The organism is Dorea sp. OM07-5, assembly GCF_003481355.1.
Taxonomy (GTDB): Bacteria; Bacillota; Clostridia; order Lachnospirales; family Lachnospiraceae; genus Dorea_D; species Dorea_D hominis.
Genome location: NZ_QUKZ01000006.1, coordinates 16334 through 32226, shown reverse-complemented (window position 1 = coordinate 32226; position 15893 = coordinate 16334). Strand labels below are relative to the sequence as shown.

The window sequence follows — 15893 nt, the reverse complement described above, 5'->3', positions numbered from 1 at the left end:
TTCGTTTCCTTTCTTAATCGTGTCTTGTTGTCTGTATTCAAATATTGTTGAATATGTAAGAAAAAGGCACTCCAACTTTCATTGGAACGCCTTTGTTCTCGCTACGCCTGTTAGTATAACTCAATTGTCTGAAAAAGGCAAGTATAAATTGAAATTATTCTGCTTTTCCAACAGATCCGAATAATTCCATCTTCTCCTTGACAGTTTCGATGATTGCTTCGTATCCTGGTTTTAAAAGCTTACGAGGATCATAGCCTTTTCCTTCCTGATCTTTACCCGCCTCGATATATTTGCGTGTTGCATCAGCAAATGAAAGCTGGCACTCTGTATTAACATTGATCTTAGCTACTCCGAGATCAATTGCCTTTTTGATCATGTCATCCGGAATTCCTGTTCCACCATGAAGTACCAGTGGCAGTTTTCCTGTCAGCTTCTGGATTGCATCCAGAGTCTCAAAACTTAATCCAGCCCAGTTTGCAGGATATTTTCCGTGAATGTTACCGATACCTGCTGCAAGCATTGTAACACCAAGATCTGCGATCTGCTTACATTCGTTCGGATCAGCACACTCACCCTGTCCGATAACTCCGTCTTCTTCTCCGCCGATAGAACCAACTTCTGCTTCCAGAGAGATTCCTTTCTTGTTGCAGACTTCAATCAGTTCTTTTGTCTTTGCAACGTTCTCTTCGATTGGATATTTAGATCCGTCAAACATGATAGAAGAGAATCCAGCCTCGATACACTTATAACTTCCTTCGTAAGTACCGTGATCCAGATGTAAAGCAACCGGAACAGTTGTTCCAAGCTCACCCATCATAGCTTCTACCATAGCAGCAACTGTCTTGAATCCAGTCATGTACTTTCCTGCTCCTTCAGATACTCCAAGGATTACCGGAGATTTCATCTCTTCAGCCGCATTCAGTACTGCTTTTGTCCACTCCAGATTGTTGATGTTGAACTGACCTACTGCATAGTGACCTTCAACTGCTTTTTCAAGCATCTCTTTTGCTGATACTAACATATCATATTCCTCCAATTCTTCAATTCACATTTCATTTTTTTATTATAGACCATTACTTTCAAAAAAACAAGGACAAAGAAATCAGCATTCCCGCACTCAGAAACGGGCCAAGCGGGATACTCGACTTCCGTTTCACCTTTTTGCACAAAAGCATCACGATTGTCCAGATTCCTGCCAGCAAAATGCCAGTAAAAAACGCTTGCCAGATTCCATTTGCACCAAATAAACTCCCACCTGCTGCCATTAATTTTACATCTCCGCCACCAACAGCACCCGGCTTCCATGCTGCCAGCAGAAGTAACGGCACACTGACAGCAAACACTCCAATGCACACCGCCTGACACGAAAGTTCAGGGCAGAGCGTCCGGTACGCTGCCGCCAGCGCTCCAAATACCAGCACGGAACGATTTGAAATTCTGTGTGTACGCGCGTCCTGTCCGGCAATCCACACCAGACAGGTGGCAAGCAGATACAGCATAAACCATCTGCACAAATATATTTTTGAAAATATCATCATAAAATTATATCTCCTTTTACTACATTATATGGTGCCAGGTCAAAAGCCTGACATCACGATGTGCTTGCACATGAGTGGTTTTATGGCTTAGCGCCCCTAACATCAATTATATTTATCTGTATGAAAGTAAAAATGTACTATTGCAATGTCATAATTTCAGGAATTATGCAGGCTGAACTGCCTGACTTGATATTGTAGATATATAAAACAAAACCGGAATTCATAATGAACTCCGGTTTCATACTGAGTGACTCCCAGGGGAATCGAACCCCTGATTCCAGCGTGAGAGGCTAGCGTCTTGACCGCTTGACCAGGGAGCCTTGCTCTTTCGTACTTGCCTAGTATAGCAAACATTCTATAAATAAGCAAGTACTTTTTTTCATTTTTTATGTTTTTTTGCAATTTTTTCTACAGCCCTGCATTTTTCGGCTGCTTTCGCTAGTTTTCTTTCTTGTGATTCACAGACAATTTCTTCATTTCATCTTCCGGAACCATTAGATGTAACTGTTTCTGCAAATTCTCAATGACAACTTCATCATGGCTTCCGCCATACTCCCCATCCAATGTCCATGGGATCTCTTCAATCGACTCAAATGTGATCTTGCCTGTCTTGAATGTGTACATATGCTTTGTGTCCACCTGTTCGATCAGAAGTGATGCGATGATCTCCTGTAAAGCAATTGGATTCTTCGGTGTCTTAATCAATGTAACTTCAAACAGACCGTCGTCAAATGCGACTTCCTTTCCTATCATATTGCGGAAACCGCCTACAGATCTGGAATTTGTTACCATTCCGAATACAAATTCGTCCTCGATCACCTCTCCGTCATGTTCTACTTTGATCCGGTAAGACGGAATGTTAAACAGACGCTTCGTTCCTTCCAGAAGGTATGCAAGATGTCCGAGCACGTTCTTCAATTCCTGCTTTGTCTCATAAGATACATCCGTAAATAAACCAAACGCGGCAATATAGACGAAAATACCGTCATTGAATTTACCGACATCACAGCAGAATTCGGAACCATTCACTGCATTGTCCGCAGCTTTCAGAACATCTTTCGGAATATGCAGGCTGTTCGCAAAGTCATTCGTTGTTCCAGCCGGAATATATCCGATCGGATCTCGGTCTTCACGTTTCATCATTCCGGTCACAACTTCATCCAATGTTCCGTCACCTCCGCTGCACACAACCAAATCATATGTACTGGCATCATATTCGGATATTTTCTTATATGCGTCATGATATGCCTGCGTCGGATAGATCACCACTTCATAACCTGCTTTCACAAAAATATCTACAACGTCTGACACCTTTGGTGCGAGCATGCCTTTGCCGGCATGCGGATTATATACAAACAGTAATCTTTTCATACTCCGCTCTCCTTTCACTCGTCTGAAAAAGAGTTCCTTAACCGGAACTCTTTTCTTATGTCTTATATTATCATTATGTATGATTATTTGTTAGCAACGAGGAATGCTTCCACACCTGCTACTGCCTCGGATTCATCCTCTCCGTCTGCTGCAACAGTAATCGCCGTTCCTTCTGAAAGATTCAGGCTCATCATTCCCATAATACTCTTTGCGTTAATCTTCTTATCATCCATCTCGATATATACCTGACTCTTATACTGGCTCGCTTCCTGCACAAGGTGTGCAATCGGTCTTGTTTCCATATCCATGCTGTTTCGAATCGTAACAGGCTTCTTAATCATAGTGTTGCTCCTCCTTATTTTCCCTTAACTTATTCGCTATCTCACTTAATTTCCTCAGTCTGTGATTCACACCTGATTTTCCTACAGGTTCACGTAACAGACTTCCCAGCTCCTTCAGTGCTGCATCCGGATATGCCAGACGTGTAAGGGCGACGTCTTTCAACCCATCCGGCAATTCATCAAAACCAATCGTATCCCGGATATATGCAATATCCTCCATCTGCCTTACTGCGGCAGAAACGGTTTTGTTAATATTAGCAGTTTCGCAATTCACTTTCCTGTTGACGGCATTACGCATCTCTTTCAGGATCCGGACATTCTCCAGCTCCAGTAATGCAACATGCGCCTCCATAACATTCAGCATATCCACAATCTGGGAACCTTCCTTCAGATATACAACATGCATTCGCTTCCGCTGTACAATCTTCGCATCGGTTCCGAAGCTGTTCATCAGAGTCTTCAGATGCTCTGCCCGTTCTTCCTGCGCACATACAATCTCCAGATGGTATGACTTCGTAGGATCACTCATTGATCCCGCCGCAAGAAATGCGCCCCGAATATAGGCTCTTTTACAACAGACTGCCTGAACGTCCGCATTCTTTACCGCAAGGAGTTCTTCTCCCCTCCAGAAAAGATGATAACTCCAGTTGTCCTTTCCTGCATGTCTGCGAATTACGATATCAGTCTTTATATTAAATGTTTTTCTCATTAATGTAAAGCATTTTCTTGCAACTGGATAATTTTCCGTGTCCACCTGCAAAGTGATTCTGCCCTTAAAATCTTCCGAAAAATGCCCACACATTTGCACAATTGCAGAAAGTTCTGCAAGATTGCAATGTCTTGCATCCGTCGAATGTTCTGCCAGTTCTTCTTTTATTTTCCCGGAAAATGACATTTCCTGCTCCTATCTTGCTTTCGTTTTAGCATCCTTTTCAATGTCTCTGTGTTCGATTCTAACACCATAGTTTTCTTCATTTTCCTGAAGTGTTTCATATAATGCATTCGCCAGAGTTACGGATCTGTGTTTTCCACCGGTACAACCGATTCCGATCACAAGCTGCGTCTTTCCTTCTGCCACGTAATTCGGAATCAGAAATTCAATCATGTCTGTCAGTTTCTCCAAAAATTCCCAAGATTTCTCATTTTCCATAACATAATCTCTGACTTCTTTGTCATTACCGCTCTTTGAACGTAATTCTTCTATATAATATGGGTTTGGCAGAAAACGGACATCAAATACAAGATCTGCATCACTTGGGATTCCGTATTTAAATCCAAAAGACAGAACTGTTATGTATAAGTTCTTGTATTCCTTGTTTTCTACGAAAATTTTATTCAGTTCGCCTTTTAATTCGCGCGTCAGCATATGGCTCGTATCCAACAGGTAATTTGCCTTCTTCTTAAGAAAGCTTAATTTTTCACGTTCCTCGGCAATTCCTTTGTCCACTCTCTGGCTGCTGCCGGACAATGGATGAAAACGTCTTGTCTCTTTATATCGTTTGATCAGCACATCGTCACTGGATTCCAGGAACAGAATCTCATAAGTAAGTCCTGCTTCATCCAGCTCACTAAGTACACGCTCCAGTTCTTTGAAACTCTGACCGCTACGGATATCCACGCCAAGCGCCGCCTTATTCATCTCTGTACCCGGCACACTTAAAAGCTCTGCAAATTTTGGAATCAATGGCACCGGCAGATTATCTGCGCAAAAATAACCCATATCTTCCAGCATCTTAAGCGCTGTACTTTTTCCTGCTCCCGACATACCCGTTACAATCACAAATCTCATACTAGAACTCTCCTAATCTTTTTACTTCCGGCTCTAATTTCACGCCGAACTTTTCCTCCACTCTGTCTGACACCTGCTGCATCAGTTCTACGATATCTGCTGCTGTCGCATGATCCTTATTAATAACAAATCCGCAATGTTTTTCGGAAACCTGTGCGCCTCCTACCCGAAAGCCACGGAGATCTGCATCCTGGATCAGTTTTCCGGCGAAATATCCTTCCGGTCGCTTAAATGTACTTCCGGCACTCGGATATTCCAGCGGCTGTTTTGTAATGCGCTTTTCCTTCAGCTCATCCATGTAAGCCCTGATCTCATCTGCATTTCCACTCTTAAGTTCAAGAACTGCCTCTATGACAATGTAGCCTTTTTTTGCGATTACGCTTGTACGGTATCCCAGTTCCAGCTCTTCCTTCGGAATCGTAAGGAATTCTCCCTCATCCGTCAAAACTGTCACTTCCTTCAGAACATCTTTCATCTCACCACCGTATGCTCCGGCGTTCATCACACAGGCGCCGCCGAGCGTTCCCGGAATTCCTGCCGCAAATTCAAATCCCGTAAGACTTTGCTCCAGCGCTTTCGCTGCAACCTGTGAAAGCAGTGCTCCCGCCTGTGCGCAGATTACATTTCCCTCGCAGGTAATCTCATTCATCTCTTTGAAAATCTGGATTACAACGCCTCTGTAGCCTTTGTCTCCGACCAGAAGATTACTTCCATTTCCAATTATATAATAAGGAACATTCTCCGCTTTACAGCATGTAATAACCTGTAAAAGTTCTTCCTTTGTCTTCGGTACCACGTATACGTCTGCCGGGCCACCTACCCGGAACGTAATATGATTCTTCATCGGTTCGTCTGCTTTCACCTGTGCAGACGAAAGAATCTGTTTCAATTTATCATATATATTCTGATTCATCTATGATTTCTCCTTATAAAATAGAGTTTGTCTTTTATTCCTTGTACATCATACAATAAATAAACTGCAAATTCAACGAACTCTTGCAAAATACCATGAAATGCGCTATATTAGTGCCATATACAAACCAAAAGGAGTGATATTTAAATTGGGTTCGGATGACGCCATACAATTTATAATTCTGATAATTCTGCTGCTTCTGTCGGGGTTCTTTTCTTCCGCAGAAACGGCTCTTACAACTGCAAGTCAGATTCGCATGCGCACATTGGAAGAAGAAGGCAATAAGCGCGCGAAGACTGTACTTCGTATCACGGAAAATTCCAGCAAATTGCTAAGTACAATCCTCATTGGAAATAATATCGTGAATACGGCTGCCGCTTCTCTGGCAACAACTATTGCCTACAAGCTGGGCGGATCTATGGTCGCTGTCACAAGTGCGATCATTACAGTGCTGATTCTTCTGTTCGGAGAAATCACGCCAAAGACAACTGCGACTGTTTACGCGGAGAAGATTTCTCTGCTTTATTCACCTGTCATCAGCTTTCTCATGAAAGTCATGACACCGGTTATTTTCATCATCAATGGACTGTCCTCTTTGATTCTTCTTATTTTTCATATCGATCCAAATGCGAAGAATCGTACAATGACTGAAAATGAACTTCGTACCATTGTAAATGTCAGCCATGAGGAAGGAGTTATTGAATCCGATGAGAAAGAAATGATCTACAACGTGGTTGATTTAGGAGATGCGAAGGCAAAAGATGTTATGGTACCGCGTGTACATGTAACATTTGCAGATGTGGAATCGACTTACGAAGAACTGATTGAGATTTTCCGAGAAGATAAATTTACAAGACTTCCGATTTTTGAAGATACAACCGACAATGTGATCGGTACAATCAATATGAAGGATCTTCTTTTATATGATAATACGAAAGAATTTCATATCCGTGATATTTTAAGAGAAGCATATTTCACTTATGAGTATAAGAATATTTCCGAACTTCTCGTTGAGATGCGAGAATCCTCTTTCAATATCGCCATCGTTCTGGATGAGTATGGCGAAACTTCCGGTCTGATTACACTTGAAGACATTCTGGAGGAGATCGTCGGTGAAATCCACGATGAATATGATGAAAATGAAGAAGATTTCGTACAGGAAGTCGGCGAACGGGAGTACCTGATTGAAGGTTCCACGAATCTGGATGACTTAAATGACCGTCTGGATCTTGATCTTACTTCAGAAGATTATGATTCCCTCGGTGGATTTATCATCGAACATCTGGATCGTCTTCCGGAAGTCGGAGATTCAATCACAACGGAAGATGGTATCCGTCTTATTGTCGAAAAACTAGACAAAAACCGTATCGAAACTGTCCATGCTTACTTGCCGGAACCACAGCCGGAAGAAGAGGGCGAAGAAGATTAGGGCAAAATTAAGAGGTGGATTATTCCACCTCTTCTCCTGCTAATTTCAGAATATCTGCGATCTCTGCTTCTGTAATTCCAAGCTTATCTGCAACTTCATCCACTGCAACTTTTCTTCCATTCTCCTCGGTCATATCACGGATCGCCTGATCCAGATCTGAGACTTTCTCTACCATGCGGTGATCTCTTCTCGTTGTCTCATCCTGTGACTCCAGAAGTACATCGATTCCTGCCCGTACTTTTTCCATAATCTTCTCTTCTTCCTCTGTCTGGGAAAGGGCGAGTACCAGACTTAAACTTCCTTCCTGTATCATATCTCCAAGGAATACATTACCGCGATGCATTTTCAATGCTTCATCCACGATCTTCGGAAGATAGTAAGCCATCTTCTCTTCCATCGGTTCTTTTGCCGTTTTCTTCTGTATCTCTTCGATACTTCTGCGGTATTCCACGAGATATGCCTGTTCTTCTGTACTGAGTTTTGTCGGCTCTTCCGCCATTCTCACTACGCCCGACTTCTTCTGATAACCATAAACCGATACTTTCTGAGACAACAGATAATCACACACAAGATCAATCTGCTCTTCGGAAAGTCCGTCTTCTGAGAAAAACTTCTCGACTTCCTCTTTCTGCATCTCGCCGCCCTGTGCAACTGCTTCTTTTAATATATCACCTAATTTTTCTTTAAACTCTAAACGACCTGCCATATATGCCTCCGCTTTTATATTATTTCCTGATATGTGTATCAATCGTATCAATAATAACATAAAAGCCGGTGGCGCGTCAAAATATAGTAATTATAGCAGTCCTGCTTTCGCTTGAAACTCTTCCACAGAATCTGCTCTCGCCACTGCTTTCAGCCAGCTTGTCAAAACCTGTAAATCTTTTTCTGATTTAATTCGAGTTTGAAGCGCTTCTGGAACATCGCCGAGTTCCTGTAAAATTTCCATCAGAGAATCTATCTTACCTTTTAGTTTGCCAACAGCTTCGCCCTCACGTATTCCAGCGGCTTTGCCTTTCAGCATTCCAGCAGCTTCGCCCTCACGCATTCCTTCCGCTTTTCCATCTGCATACTCTTCCATGCGTATTAATCTTTCCCGCTTTTCCCATGTGTAATCCAGATGTGTCATTTTCTTCACTTCATCCCTTCTGTTTTTGAAAAAGTCTTCCAATACATGATTATCTATGCAATCTTTTATCGCACTGTCCACTGCTTCTTCCAGATTCATTTCCTGCCTTTGATTCTCTCTTACCTTTTCCACAAAATATGTATAGCCTTCCAGTACTGTTGATTTCTTTTGTGAGTCCTTCACAAGAAATTTGTGCGGTCTTTTTAGTACCTTCAGGACTCCTGCTGTTATTCGTGAAATTTAAAAGCATGAATTCCTTTCAGATACTTTAGATATGAATAAGACACGTTCAAAAGCGCAAAAGAAAAAGATGCTTTTATAGGAGTTTAACACCAACAAAGCATCTTTTCAACTTATTTTTTATAACTTTTGTTAAAGCCTGTAAATCTTTTTCTGGTTGTATCCGGGTCTGAAATGCTTCTGGGATATTACCGAGTTCCTGCAAGATTTCCAATACAAAATCTATCTTGCACTTCCGGCTCCCGGTCTGTGATGGCGGAACAGATAGAAAATACCTCCGAACAATCCGAAGATGATTGCCGCATAAAGTGCCATGCACATTACATTTACAATGCATCCTGCCGATGTAGATCCTGCTGCCATTACGCAAAATAACATTCCAACACCAAATACCAGCACGCACCAGCCTACGATCAACGTTGTCAGGAACACACCGTCTGCCATATTTTCAGGGACATATTTATTTACCGTTTCCCATATAAAGTTCATAACTTTTCCCTCCTCATCCGGAACAAAACCTCTATTATGCTTATATCTTTGTGAATCCTTGGAATTTACAGCCACTTATGAGCGGCGCTCATGTGGCTTTCGTTCTCTGGTTCTGGTATCATTATAAGTATAGAGCGTAAAATCTAAGGAGTATCTTATGTTAAACTCTTGTAAAACTCTGCCTGAAATTTTATGAGCATCGGTATTTTATTTTCCCCGGATGACAAGTGTATCGTACCCGTCTCTGCGGAGTTTTCTCTCCATACGGACAGCTTCCATAAGCGTCATGAATGGACCAACCTGCACGCGGATATACGGACCGGATTCATCCAGATATGCCGGATAGCCTGCCGCCAGAAGTTCATCTAACAGGCGCTGTGCATATACCCAATTGCGGTACAGACCGACCTGTACACGGTAAGCACCCGGACGTGGCAGGCGGGCTTTCTCAGATAATCTGTTGTCTGAGATGACGTTGCCCGAAATTGTATTTCCGGATGGTTCTGCGCTGTTGTTCGTTGTAATGTTTCTGGTTGTTTCTATATTATTGTTCAATGTAGCAGTATTCCCGGATAACTCTACGCTTTGATCCTGTCTCATATCCTGTAAAACTCCTGGATTTTCTGCAGCACCAGCGATTTTATCTGAAACATTATCTTCAGAATATTCCACATATGCTTTATTTCTATCTTCAAAATATGTCTCGTTTTGTTTATTTTCACTATTCTCAAAATATGCTCCGTTCTGTCTGCTTTTACCGCTCTCAGATGACAACATTTCCTGCCCGGTTTCCGTCTGGTTCACAGCACTTTCTCTCGCCACTTCTTCCAGCGTTTCCAGTATCCCATCTGCAATTGCAAGTGCGATATCATCAAAATTCTCGTCAAATAACTGATTGTCTGTATTTGAATTAAGGAATCCGACTTCAACGAGAACTGCCGGCATTTTTGTCCGTTTCAGAACAACAAGATTTGGTCTTGCTTTCACACCCAGATTTACAAAGCCTACCGTTTCGAGATTCGCATTGATATTTTCCGCCATCCTGTATTTGATTCCGGAAAGATCGTAAACCAGGCTTTCTACACCGGATACAATATTATCCTGTTCAAAAGAGTTGCGATGAATAGAAACAAAATAATCGACACCTGCTTCATTTGCCTCCATTGCTTTCTGAAACGGTGTCTCATAAATATCTGTCGTCCGTGTATATTCTACATCTACTCCGCGGTTCTGCAGAATCTGTCCGATTGCAAGTACAAGCCGCAGAGTATCATCTTTTTCTCTTCTGCCATTATAAACAGCACCCGGATCGGTTCCTCCGTGTCCCGCGTCCAGCATAATTGAATATGGCATAAGCTGCCTCCTGCATATTTTTTCTTATTTAGAATATGCGAAAAGGCAGCTTATGTGTACGAATGTTATTCATTTTTTGATCCCATATTTAGCTTAATCAAGAAAAGCACCAGAAGTATCTCGGATGGCTCTGCTTTCGTATTCACTGTCGGAATCAGTATCAGATCTGCTCCCATCAGCGCTTCTGTAAAGAAAATGCTGAAACTTGAACAGTCCCAGCATTTTCTAAATCAATCATCCCATAAACGTGATGAACCTTACATATTTAAAACAATTCAGATAGAAACCTGATTATCCAACAATACGATATTTCTTATCTACTGCGTTCAGAAGTTCATGTCCGTCTTCCGTTACAAGAACAAGGTCTTCTACACGGACACCGTATTTGCCTTCGATGTAGATTCCCGGCTCGATAGAGAAGATCATTCCCGGCTCAGCAACATTCTTGTTGATCGGGCTTACATCACCGTACTCGTGATCTTCCTGTCCGATGAAGTGTCCAAGACGGATTCTCCAGTACTCGCTGTATCCAGCCTCATCGATCAAATCTCTTGCCTGTGCATCGATATCGCAGAAACGCATACCCGGTTTGATTACTGCTTCTGCTTTCTCAACTGCCGTACGAACAAGATCGTGAATAGCAGCCTGCTCATCATCTACACTCTTGCAGTAGAATGTTCTTGTCATATCTGAGCAGTATCCTTTCCAGATACATCCCATATCAATCAATACACATTCACCGGCTTTTAATGTACGTGTCTCACTTGGTGTGTGATGCTGGTCAGCAGCATTTGGTCCGAAGCATACGATTGTATCAAAGCTTACTCCGCTTGCCCCCTCTTTTAAATACTCAGCATCAATGAAATCAGCAACCTGTTTCTCTGTCATGCCTTCTTTGATATACTCAGCAGCTCTCTCCATAACTTTATCGTTGATAATGGAAGCTTCTTTCATGATCTGGATCTCTTCTGCGTTCTTGCAGGCACGAACATCATCTACACAATCAGATCCCCAGATTGTTTTCATCTTCGGGCAGCGCTCCTGAAGCGGGATCAAGAAACGAGCCGGCCATGTCTTGTCGATTCCAAGTGTGCTCTCTGTATCGATGTGTTCCATCAGAACACCGATCTGGTCATCCATATCGCTGAACCATACTTCTTCAAATCCTGTGTTTGATACATAATACAGGTAGTTTAGGAATAAAGTATGTTTTCCGTTTGCTCTCAGAAGCAGTGCGTATAATCTCTCTCCCGGATTAACCATGATTCCTGTCAGGAAACGGATACTCAGCGGATCAGATACTAATAACTGAGACAATCCTTTATCTTCCATTTTTTTCAATACGCGGTCAATTCTTTCGTTCATTTCGAAATACCTCCTAATGTATAATTTCGTTTTTTTTATCATATCACAATTAGTTCACGCAAACCAGTACTTTAGTCTAAACTACGGTCGAAAATTTTATATCTGCGCAACCTTGTGCGGATTCAGAATATTCTTTGGATCAAATACCTGCTTGATTCCGTTCATCAGGCGAATATTTTCTTCCGGAAGCGACTCCATAAGATATGGCTTTTTCGCAAATCCGATACCATGCTCCCCGTACACCTGTCCTCTTAACTCATGCGCCTTTCGATAAATCAGTTCCATTGCGTTTTTCATTCGCTTTTCCCATTCTTCGTCACTCAGCTCATTTTTCAAAATATATGCATGCAGGTTTCCATCTCCTGCATGGCCGAAGCTCTTAATCCGGATATCGACTGTTTTCTGCAGATCATGCAAATAAGTTACCATCTCATTGACACGATTTCTCGGAACAACCATATCCACTTCATCCATATAAGTGGTAGACCCTTTGATTGCTTCCTGATACACCACATGTGATAATGAGTTTCAGGCGTACTGTACGTCCGCTTAAGCCGATCTGGCATTTTGCCGGAAGCCATCCTGCCTCTGCCACCGGTCTTGTACAGGCAAGCTGTCCGCCAAGAAGATCTGCCAGTTTCTGTAAATTTGCCAGATCCTCCGGCTTTTTTGTATGACGAAATTTTCATATCGTTATAACATAAAAAGAGTCCCCTTAAGTAGATTTGGGTTATTTACCATGTCTACTTAAAAGAACTCTTTCAAATATCTACAGAGCTTTTCTTAACCAAGTACTTCATCGATCATCTCGAAATGCCACTTAAGTGCCTGAAGTCCTTTCTCTCTGTCACCTTCTCTGAGTGCATCCACAAGATGTCTGTGACACTCGTTTAATTCTGTTTTTCGATTTTCGTTTTTCAAAATCCCATATCGCATATCTTCAATAAAGATATCAAATACACCGGAGCACTCTTCCATCTTTGCAAGAGCCTCCTCCCTCACACGATCCAGAGCCAGTGTAAATGCAAGCACTTCCAGAGAGTATCGTACCTGTGAGATCTGTTTGTCATTGACCTGATCCATGGCAAACATCATCGCCATCGTCTCGGTGATGCTCTTCTGAAATTCACAGGTAACATAATTGCCGGAGCCTTGCTGTGAGCTGACAATTCCCATCATATCCATAATCCTTATCGCTTCCCGCACAGAATTACGGCTGACTTCCAGTTTCTCTGCAAATTCCCTTTCCGGTGGCAGCTTTTCACCCGGTTTTAATTCACCGGACAAAATCATTGTCTTTACTTTTTCTATAACTCTGGCATATGCTTTCTCTTCGCGTGCCATACTTTTCACCTTCCGGTCTTACATTCTTCTCCATATAATCCTGTACATATCCTCTATGCAATCACAAGAGAGATATTGGATTCCTGCGCTTTTTTAATGTTCTCTCTGCTCACATCACTGTCCGTGATAATCTTATATACATCCTGGATCGGGCAGATCACAGAGACGTATCCGCCTCCGAATTTACTGCTGTCAGCAAGTACATAAACCTGTTCCGCAACTTTCAGTATCGTACGTTTCACCTGCATCTGCGGTGTCGCAATCGACGTCAGTCCCACATCAAAATTAATACTGTGCACACCAATAAATGCTTTATCTACATGGAACTGTTCCATATTCTGAAGTGCTGCTTCTCCCATTGTTGCGGACAGATGTCCGCCTACATGTCCACCAATCATATAAAGTTCTACATGATCTACCCCAGCCAGCTCATTGCCCGCAAGCAGGGAATTTGTTACAACGGCAAGTCTCTTCTCCGGATGTTCTTTGATATAAGCAGCCAGGTAAAAACTGCTTGATGCATCATCTATAATAATCGTATCTCTGTCCTCAATAAATGCGTAGGCACAGGCTGCGATCTGTTTTTTACGCTCTACATTGCGGTAAATACTCTCTGCCGAATATTTTCTTACCGTCTTGCTGTCAATCTGCAATGCCCCGCCATGGGTACGTTTCAGAAGCCCTTCCTGATCCATATTTTTAATATCGTTTCGGATCGTCACTTCTGAACATCCCAGTTCTTTACTGAGTTCTGCTACTCTGACACTTCCCTTTTCTTCCAGTTTTCGTAATATTGCCTGTCTGCGTTCTTCCATTTCTATCACCTTATAATTTATTACCGAGAACATTTGCTCTCTTCTTATACTTTTCCTCTTATATTTCATATCATCTTAAGACTCTGCCACTGGCAGTTTTCTCCGGCAGAATCTATAACAACAACGACTGCATTGCCATTAGTGCATACGCACTTTGCTCTGCCCAAGCTGCGTTGCAATGATCGTAAAAATCGGTACAAACTGATCACCAAAATCAACTTTTGGAATGATCATTGCATTATCTTTTCCATAATAAATACCTATCGTCTTCGGCGTTACCACTGCACGCTCGATCTCATCCCATTTATAATTCTTTGTATTTCCATCATTTTCTGCAACAATACCTTCATCTGAAAATGTATAATCCACAGGATTGCAATATTCCTGGTTCACTTCCACTTGCTTTGCTGCACGCATCTTAAGCTGCAACGGTGTACCGCCAAGGAAAATCACTGCTGCGATCAGGTAAAAAACAAGACCTGTCACTCCTGTATGATTCGTCGTATACATAATGACTCCCATAAAGGCAACTGCCAGTCCAAGAATGTTGATCAGAAATCCGCTGAATTTTGAATAAGCATGAAACAAAAGGAAATCATAAAGATATTCTTTTGTCATGCGAACGGTAATTTTATTCATGATACCAAAAACCTCCTGCAAATATTTTCTTTTAATGCGTATAAAACAAAAAAGCCCTTTTATATTATACCATACAAAAGGACTTTTTTTCAGTAAATAATTCTTAGTGAGCCATTTTCTCGTATGCCCATCCTTCCGGACTATAGATACCTTTCTGTCTCTTCTGCATATATTTATCAAATGCAGCAGTGATGAACGGACACAGGAACAGTGTAATAATAGATGCTGTTGCACACTGTGCTGTTGCCAGACTTACAGAATCTGCCAGAGTCGGATCTGCCTCTGCAACAGCTGCCGGTGTCATAGCTGAGTTCAGAGCTGTTGTACCGATTGCAGCACCCATAGCATTTCTCTCTTTCTTCGGAAGCAGTAAGTTGATAATGAAGAAGAACAGTACTGCAGTTGCTGCTGAAATCAGTCCAAGTACAATTCCTGATGCTCCTGCTTTTAAGATTGTCTTTACATCTGTCTTAGCTCCGATAGAGATTGTCATGAAGAAAGTTACGATCGGCTGTGCTGCTTTACAAGCATTACGGAAGCCTTTATCTAAGTTACCCCATACAAATCCAATCAACAGAGGAATGATAACTGCGATCAGAGAGTTGATCGGGATATTGGCAAGTCCTGTTGCTCCAAGTGCGATCAATGTGAAGAACGGACCGTCATTTAATGCCAGGATGGATACAGCTCCTGTATCTGTTGCATTACCAAACTGAGAAGATAATGAAATATACAGAGAACTGTTAGAGTTTGTAATCGCTGCAATAAATACGAATGGTGCGATTCCTAAGAATCCCTGTGGTCCGCAAAGCTTACCAACTACAACTCCTACGATAACTCCAAGTAAAAATTTAACACCAGTCATAACAACACCTTTATATAAAGGCAGACCAACCTGTTTTACGTCGATCATAGATCCACATACAATCAGGAAAAATCCCATCATGCAGGCATTTCCTTCATAAAACAATGCTGTTACATATCCACCGATCTGGAAGAACTGTGGAATAAATGTTGCAATTACAACTGCGATAACCAGCGGGATGATTACAAGTCCACCCGGAAGGTTTTTCATTTTTTCAAGAATTGGGTAATCTTTGCGTTCACTTTGAACATTTGTCTTTTCGTTGCTCATTTT

18 protein-coding genes, 1 tRNA gene and 2 pseudogenes are annotated in these 15893 nt (G+C 42.0%); 1 reads left to right on the top strand and 20 read right to left on the bottom strand.

The window, feature by feature from the left end; translation table 11 throughout:
• Nucleotides 1-154: 154 nt before the first annotated feature.
• From fba to murB, 8 genes are all read right to left on the bottom strand, one after another.
• Nucleotides 155-1021 carry a class II fructose-1,6-bisphosphate aldolase gene (gene fba, locus DXC04_RS07165; protein WP_021860173.1) on the bottom strand — a complete coding sequence of 289 codons (867 nt, stop codon included), beginning with the start codon at nt 1019-1021 and terminating at the stop codon, nt 155-157.
• A 58-nt stretch (nt 1022-1079) separates the two neighbouring features.
• Nucleotides 1080-1538 (bottom strand): prepilin peptidase, encoded by a 459-nt coding sequence (locus DXC04_RS07160; RefSeq protein ID WP_021860172.1) that lies wholly within the window; start codon nt 1536-1538, stop codon nt 1080-1082.
• Nucleotides 1539-1786: 248 nt separating this feature from the next.
• Nucleotides 1787-1858: transfer RNA gene (locus DXC04_RS07155), tRNA-Glu, on the bottom strand.
• A 118-nt stretch (nt 1859-1976) separates the two neighbouring features.
• Nucleotides 1977-2909, bottom strand: coding sequence for a diacylglycerol/lipid kinase family protein (locus DXC04_RS07150; protein WP_021860171.1), 933 nt, complete (start codon nt 2907-2909; stop codon nt 1977-1979).
• Between the two features lie 83 nt (nt 2910-2992).
• On the bottom strand, nt 2993-3250 hold the full coding sequence (locus tag DXC04_RS07145) for an HPr family phosphocarrier protein (protein ID WP_021860170.1): 258 nt from the start codon (nt 3248-3250) through the stop codon (nt 2993-2995).
• Complete coding sequence (whiA, locus tag DXC04_RS07140) at nt 3243-4145, bottom strand: DNA-binding protein WhiA (RefSeq protein ID WP_021860169.1); 903 nt, start codon at nt 4143-4145, stop codon at nt 3243-3245. Before whiA ends, DXC04_RS07145 begins: the two co-directional genes overlap by 8 nt.
• A gap of 9 nt (nt 4146-4154) precedes the next feature.
• Complete coding sequence (gene rapZ, locus DXC04_RS07135) at nt 4155-5039, bottom strand: RNase adapter RapZ (protein WP_021860168.1); 885 nt, start codon at nt 5037-5039, stop codon at nt 4155-4157.
• A gap of 1 nt (nt 5040) precedes the next feature.
• Nucleotides 5041-5952, bottom strand: coding sequence for a UDP-N-acetylmuramate dehydrogenase (gene murB, locus DXC04_RS07130; protein ID WP_021860167.1), 912 nt, complete (start codon nt 5950-5952; stop codon nt 5041-5043).
• A gap of 148 nt (nt 5953-6100) precedes the next feature.
• Here murB and DXC04_RS07125 point away from each other — a divergent pair, with 148 nt between their 5' ends.
• Nucleotides 6101-7381 (top strand): HlyC/CorC family transporter, encoded by a 1281-nt coding sequence (locus DXC04_RS07125; RefSeq protein WP_199692535.1) that lies wholly within the window; start codon nt 6101-6103, stop codon nt 7379-7381.
• A 19-nt stretch (nt 7382-7400) separates the two neighbouring features.
• On the opposite strand, the gene DXC04_RS07120 is transcribed toward DXC04_RS07125, so the two are convergent.
• The 12 genes and pseudogenes from DXC04_RS07120 to DXC04_RS07065 form a co-directional block, all read right to left on the bottom strand.
• A complete protein-coding gene (locus tag DXC04_RS07120; protein ID WP_021860165.1) occupies nt 7401-8087 on the bottom strand; it encodes a sigma-70 domain-containing protein in 687 nt (228 codons plus the stop codon).
• Nucleotides 8088-8177: 90 nt separating this feature from the next.
• Nucleotides 8178-8693, bottom strand: coding sequence for a hypothetical protein (locus tag DXC04_RS07115; protein ID WP_118660598.1), 516 nt, complete (start codon nt 8691-8693; stop codon nt 8178-8180).
• Between the two features lie 279 nt (nt 8694-8972).
• A complete protein-coding gene (locus DXC04_RS07110) occupies nt 8973-9239 on the bottom strand; it encodes a hypothetical protein (RefSeq protein ID WP_021860163.1) in 267 nt (88 codons plus the stop codon).
• A 207-nt stretch (nt 9240-9446) separates the two neighbouring features.
• Nucleotides 9447-9839: an SPOR domain-containing protein gene (locus DXC04_RS16190; RefSeq protein WP_226977400.1), complete on the bottom strand. Its 393-nt coding sequence runs from the start codon at nt 9837-9839 to the stop codon at nt 9447-9449.
• Nucleotides 9840-10064: 225 nt separating this feature from the next.
• Nucleotides 10065-10592: pseudogene (locus DXC04_RS16185) on the bottom strand (N-acetylmuramoyl-L-alanine amidase family protein); the annotation flags it as partial.
• Nucleotides 10593-10883: 291 nt separating this feature from the next.
• A complete protein-coding gene (locus tag DXC04_RS07095; RefSeq protein ID WP_021860161.1) occupies nt 10884-11957 on the bottom strand; it encodes a M24 family metallopeptidase in 1074 nt (357 codons plus the stop codon).
• A gap of 96 nt (nt 11958-12053) precedes the next feature.
• Nucleotides 12054-12431, bottom strand: a complete 378-nt coding sequence (locus DXC04_RS07090) for an FAD-binding oxidoreductase (protein ID WP_118660596.1) — start codon at nt 12429-12431, stop codon at nt 12054-12056.
• Nucleotides 12432-12447: 16 nt separating this feature from the next.
• Nucleotides 12448-12594 (bottom strand): annotated as a pseudogene (locus DXC04_RS07085) (FAD-binding protein); the annotation flags it as partial.
• Between the two features lie 146 nt (nt 12595-12740).
• Nucleotides 12741-13301 (bottom strand): FadR/GntR family transcriptional regulator, encoded by a 561-nt coding sequence (locus tag DXC04_RS07080; RefSeq protein WP_118660594.1) that lies wholly within the window; start codon nt 13299-13301, stop codon nt 12741-12743.
• Between the two features lie 53 nt (nt 13302-13354).
• Nucleotides 13355-14116 carry a DeoR/GlpR family DNA-binding transcription regulator gene (locus DXC04_RS07075; RefSeq protein ID WP_117537766.1) on the bottom strand — a complete coding sequence of 254 codons (762 nt, stop codon included), beginning with the start codon at nt 14114-14116 and terminating at the stop codon, nt 13355-13357.
• A 138-nt stretch (nt 14117-14254) separates the two neighbouring features.
• Complete coding sequence (locus DXC04_RS07070) at nt 14255-14755, bottom strand: YcxB family protein (RefSeq protein ID WP_118288346.1); 501 nt, start codon at nt 14753-14755, stop codon at nt 14255-14257.
• A gap of 103 nt (nt 14756-14858) precedes the next feature.
• The gene (locus DXC04_RS07065; RefSeq protein WP_117537764.1) at nt 14859-15890 is read right to left on the bottom strand and encodes a 2-keto-3-deoxygluconate permease; all 1032 of its coding nucleotides are present in this window, start codon (nt 15888-15890) and stop codon (nt 14859-14861) included.
• Between the last annotated feature and the right edge of the window lie 3 nt (nt 15891-15893).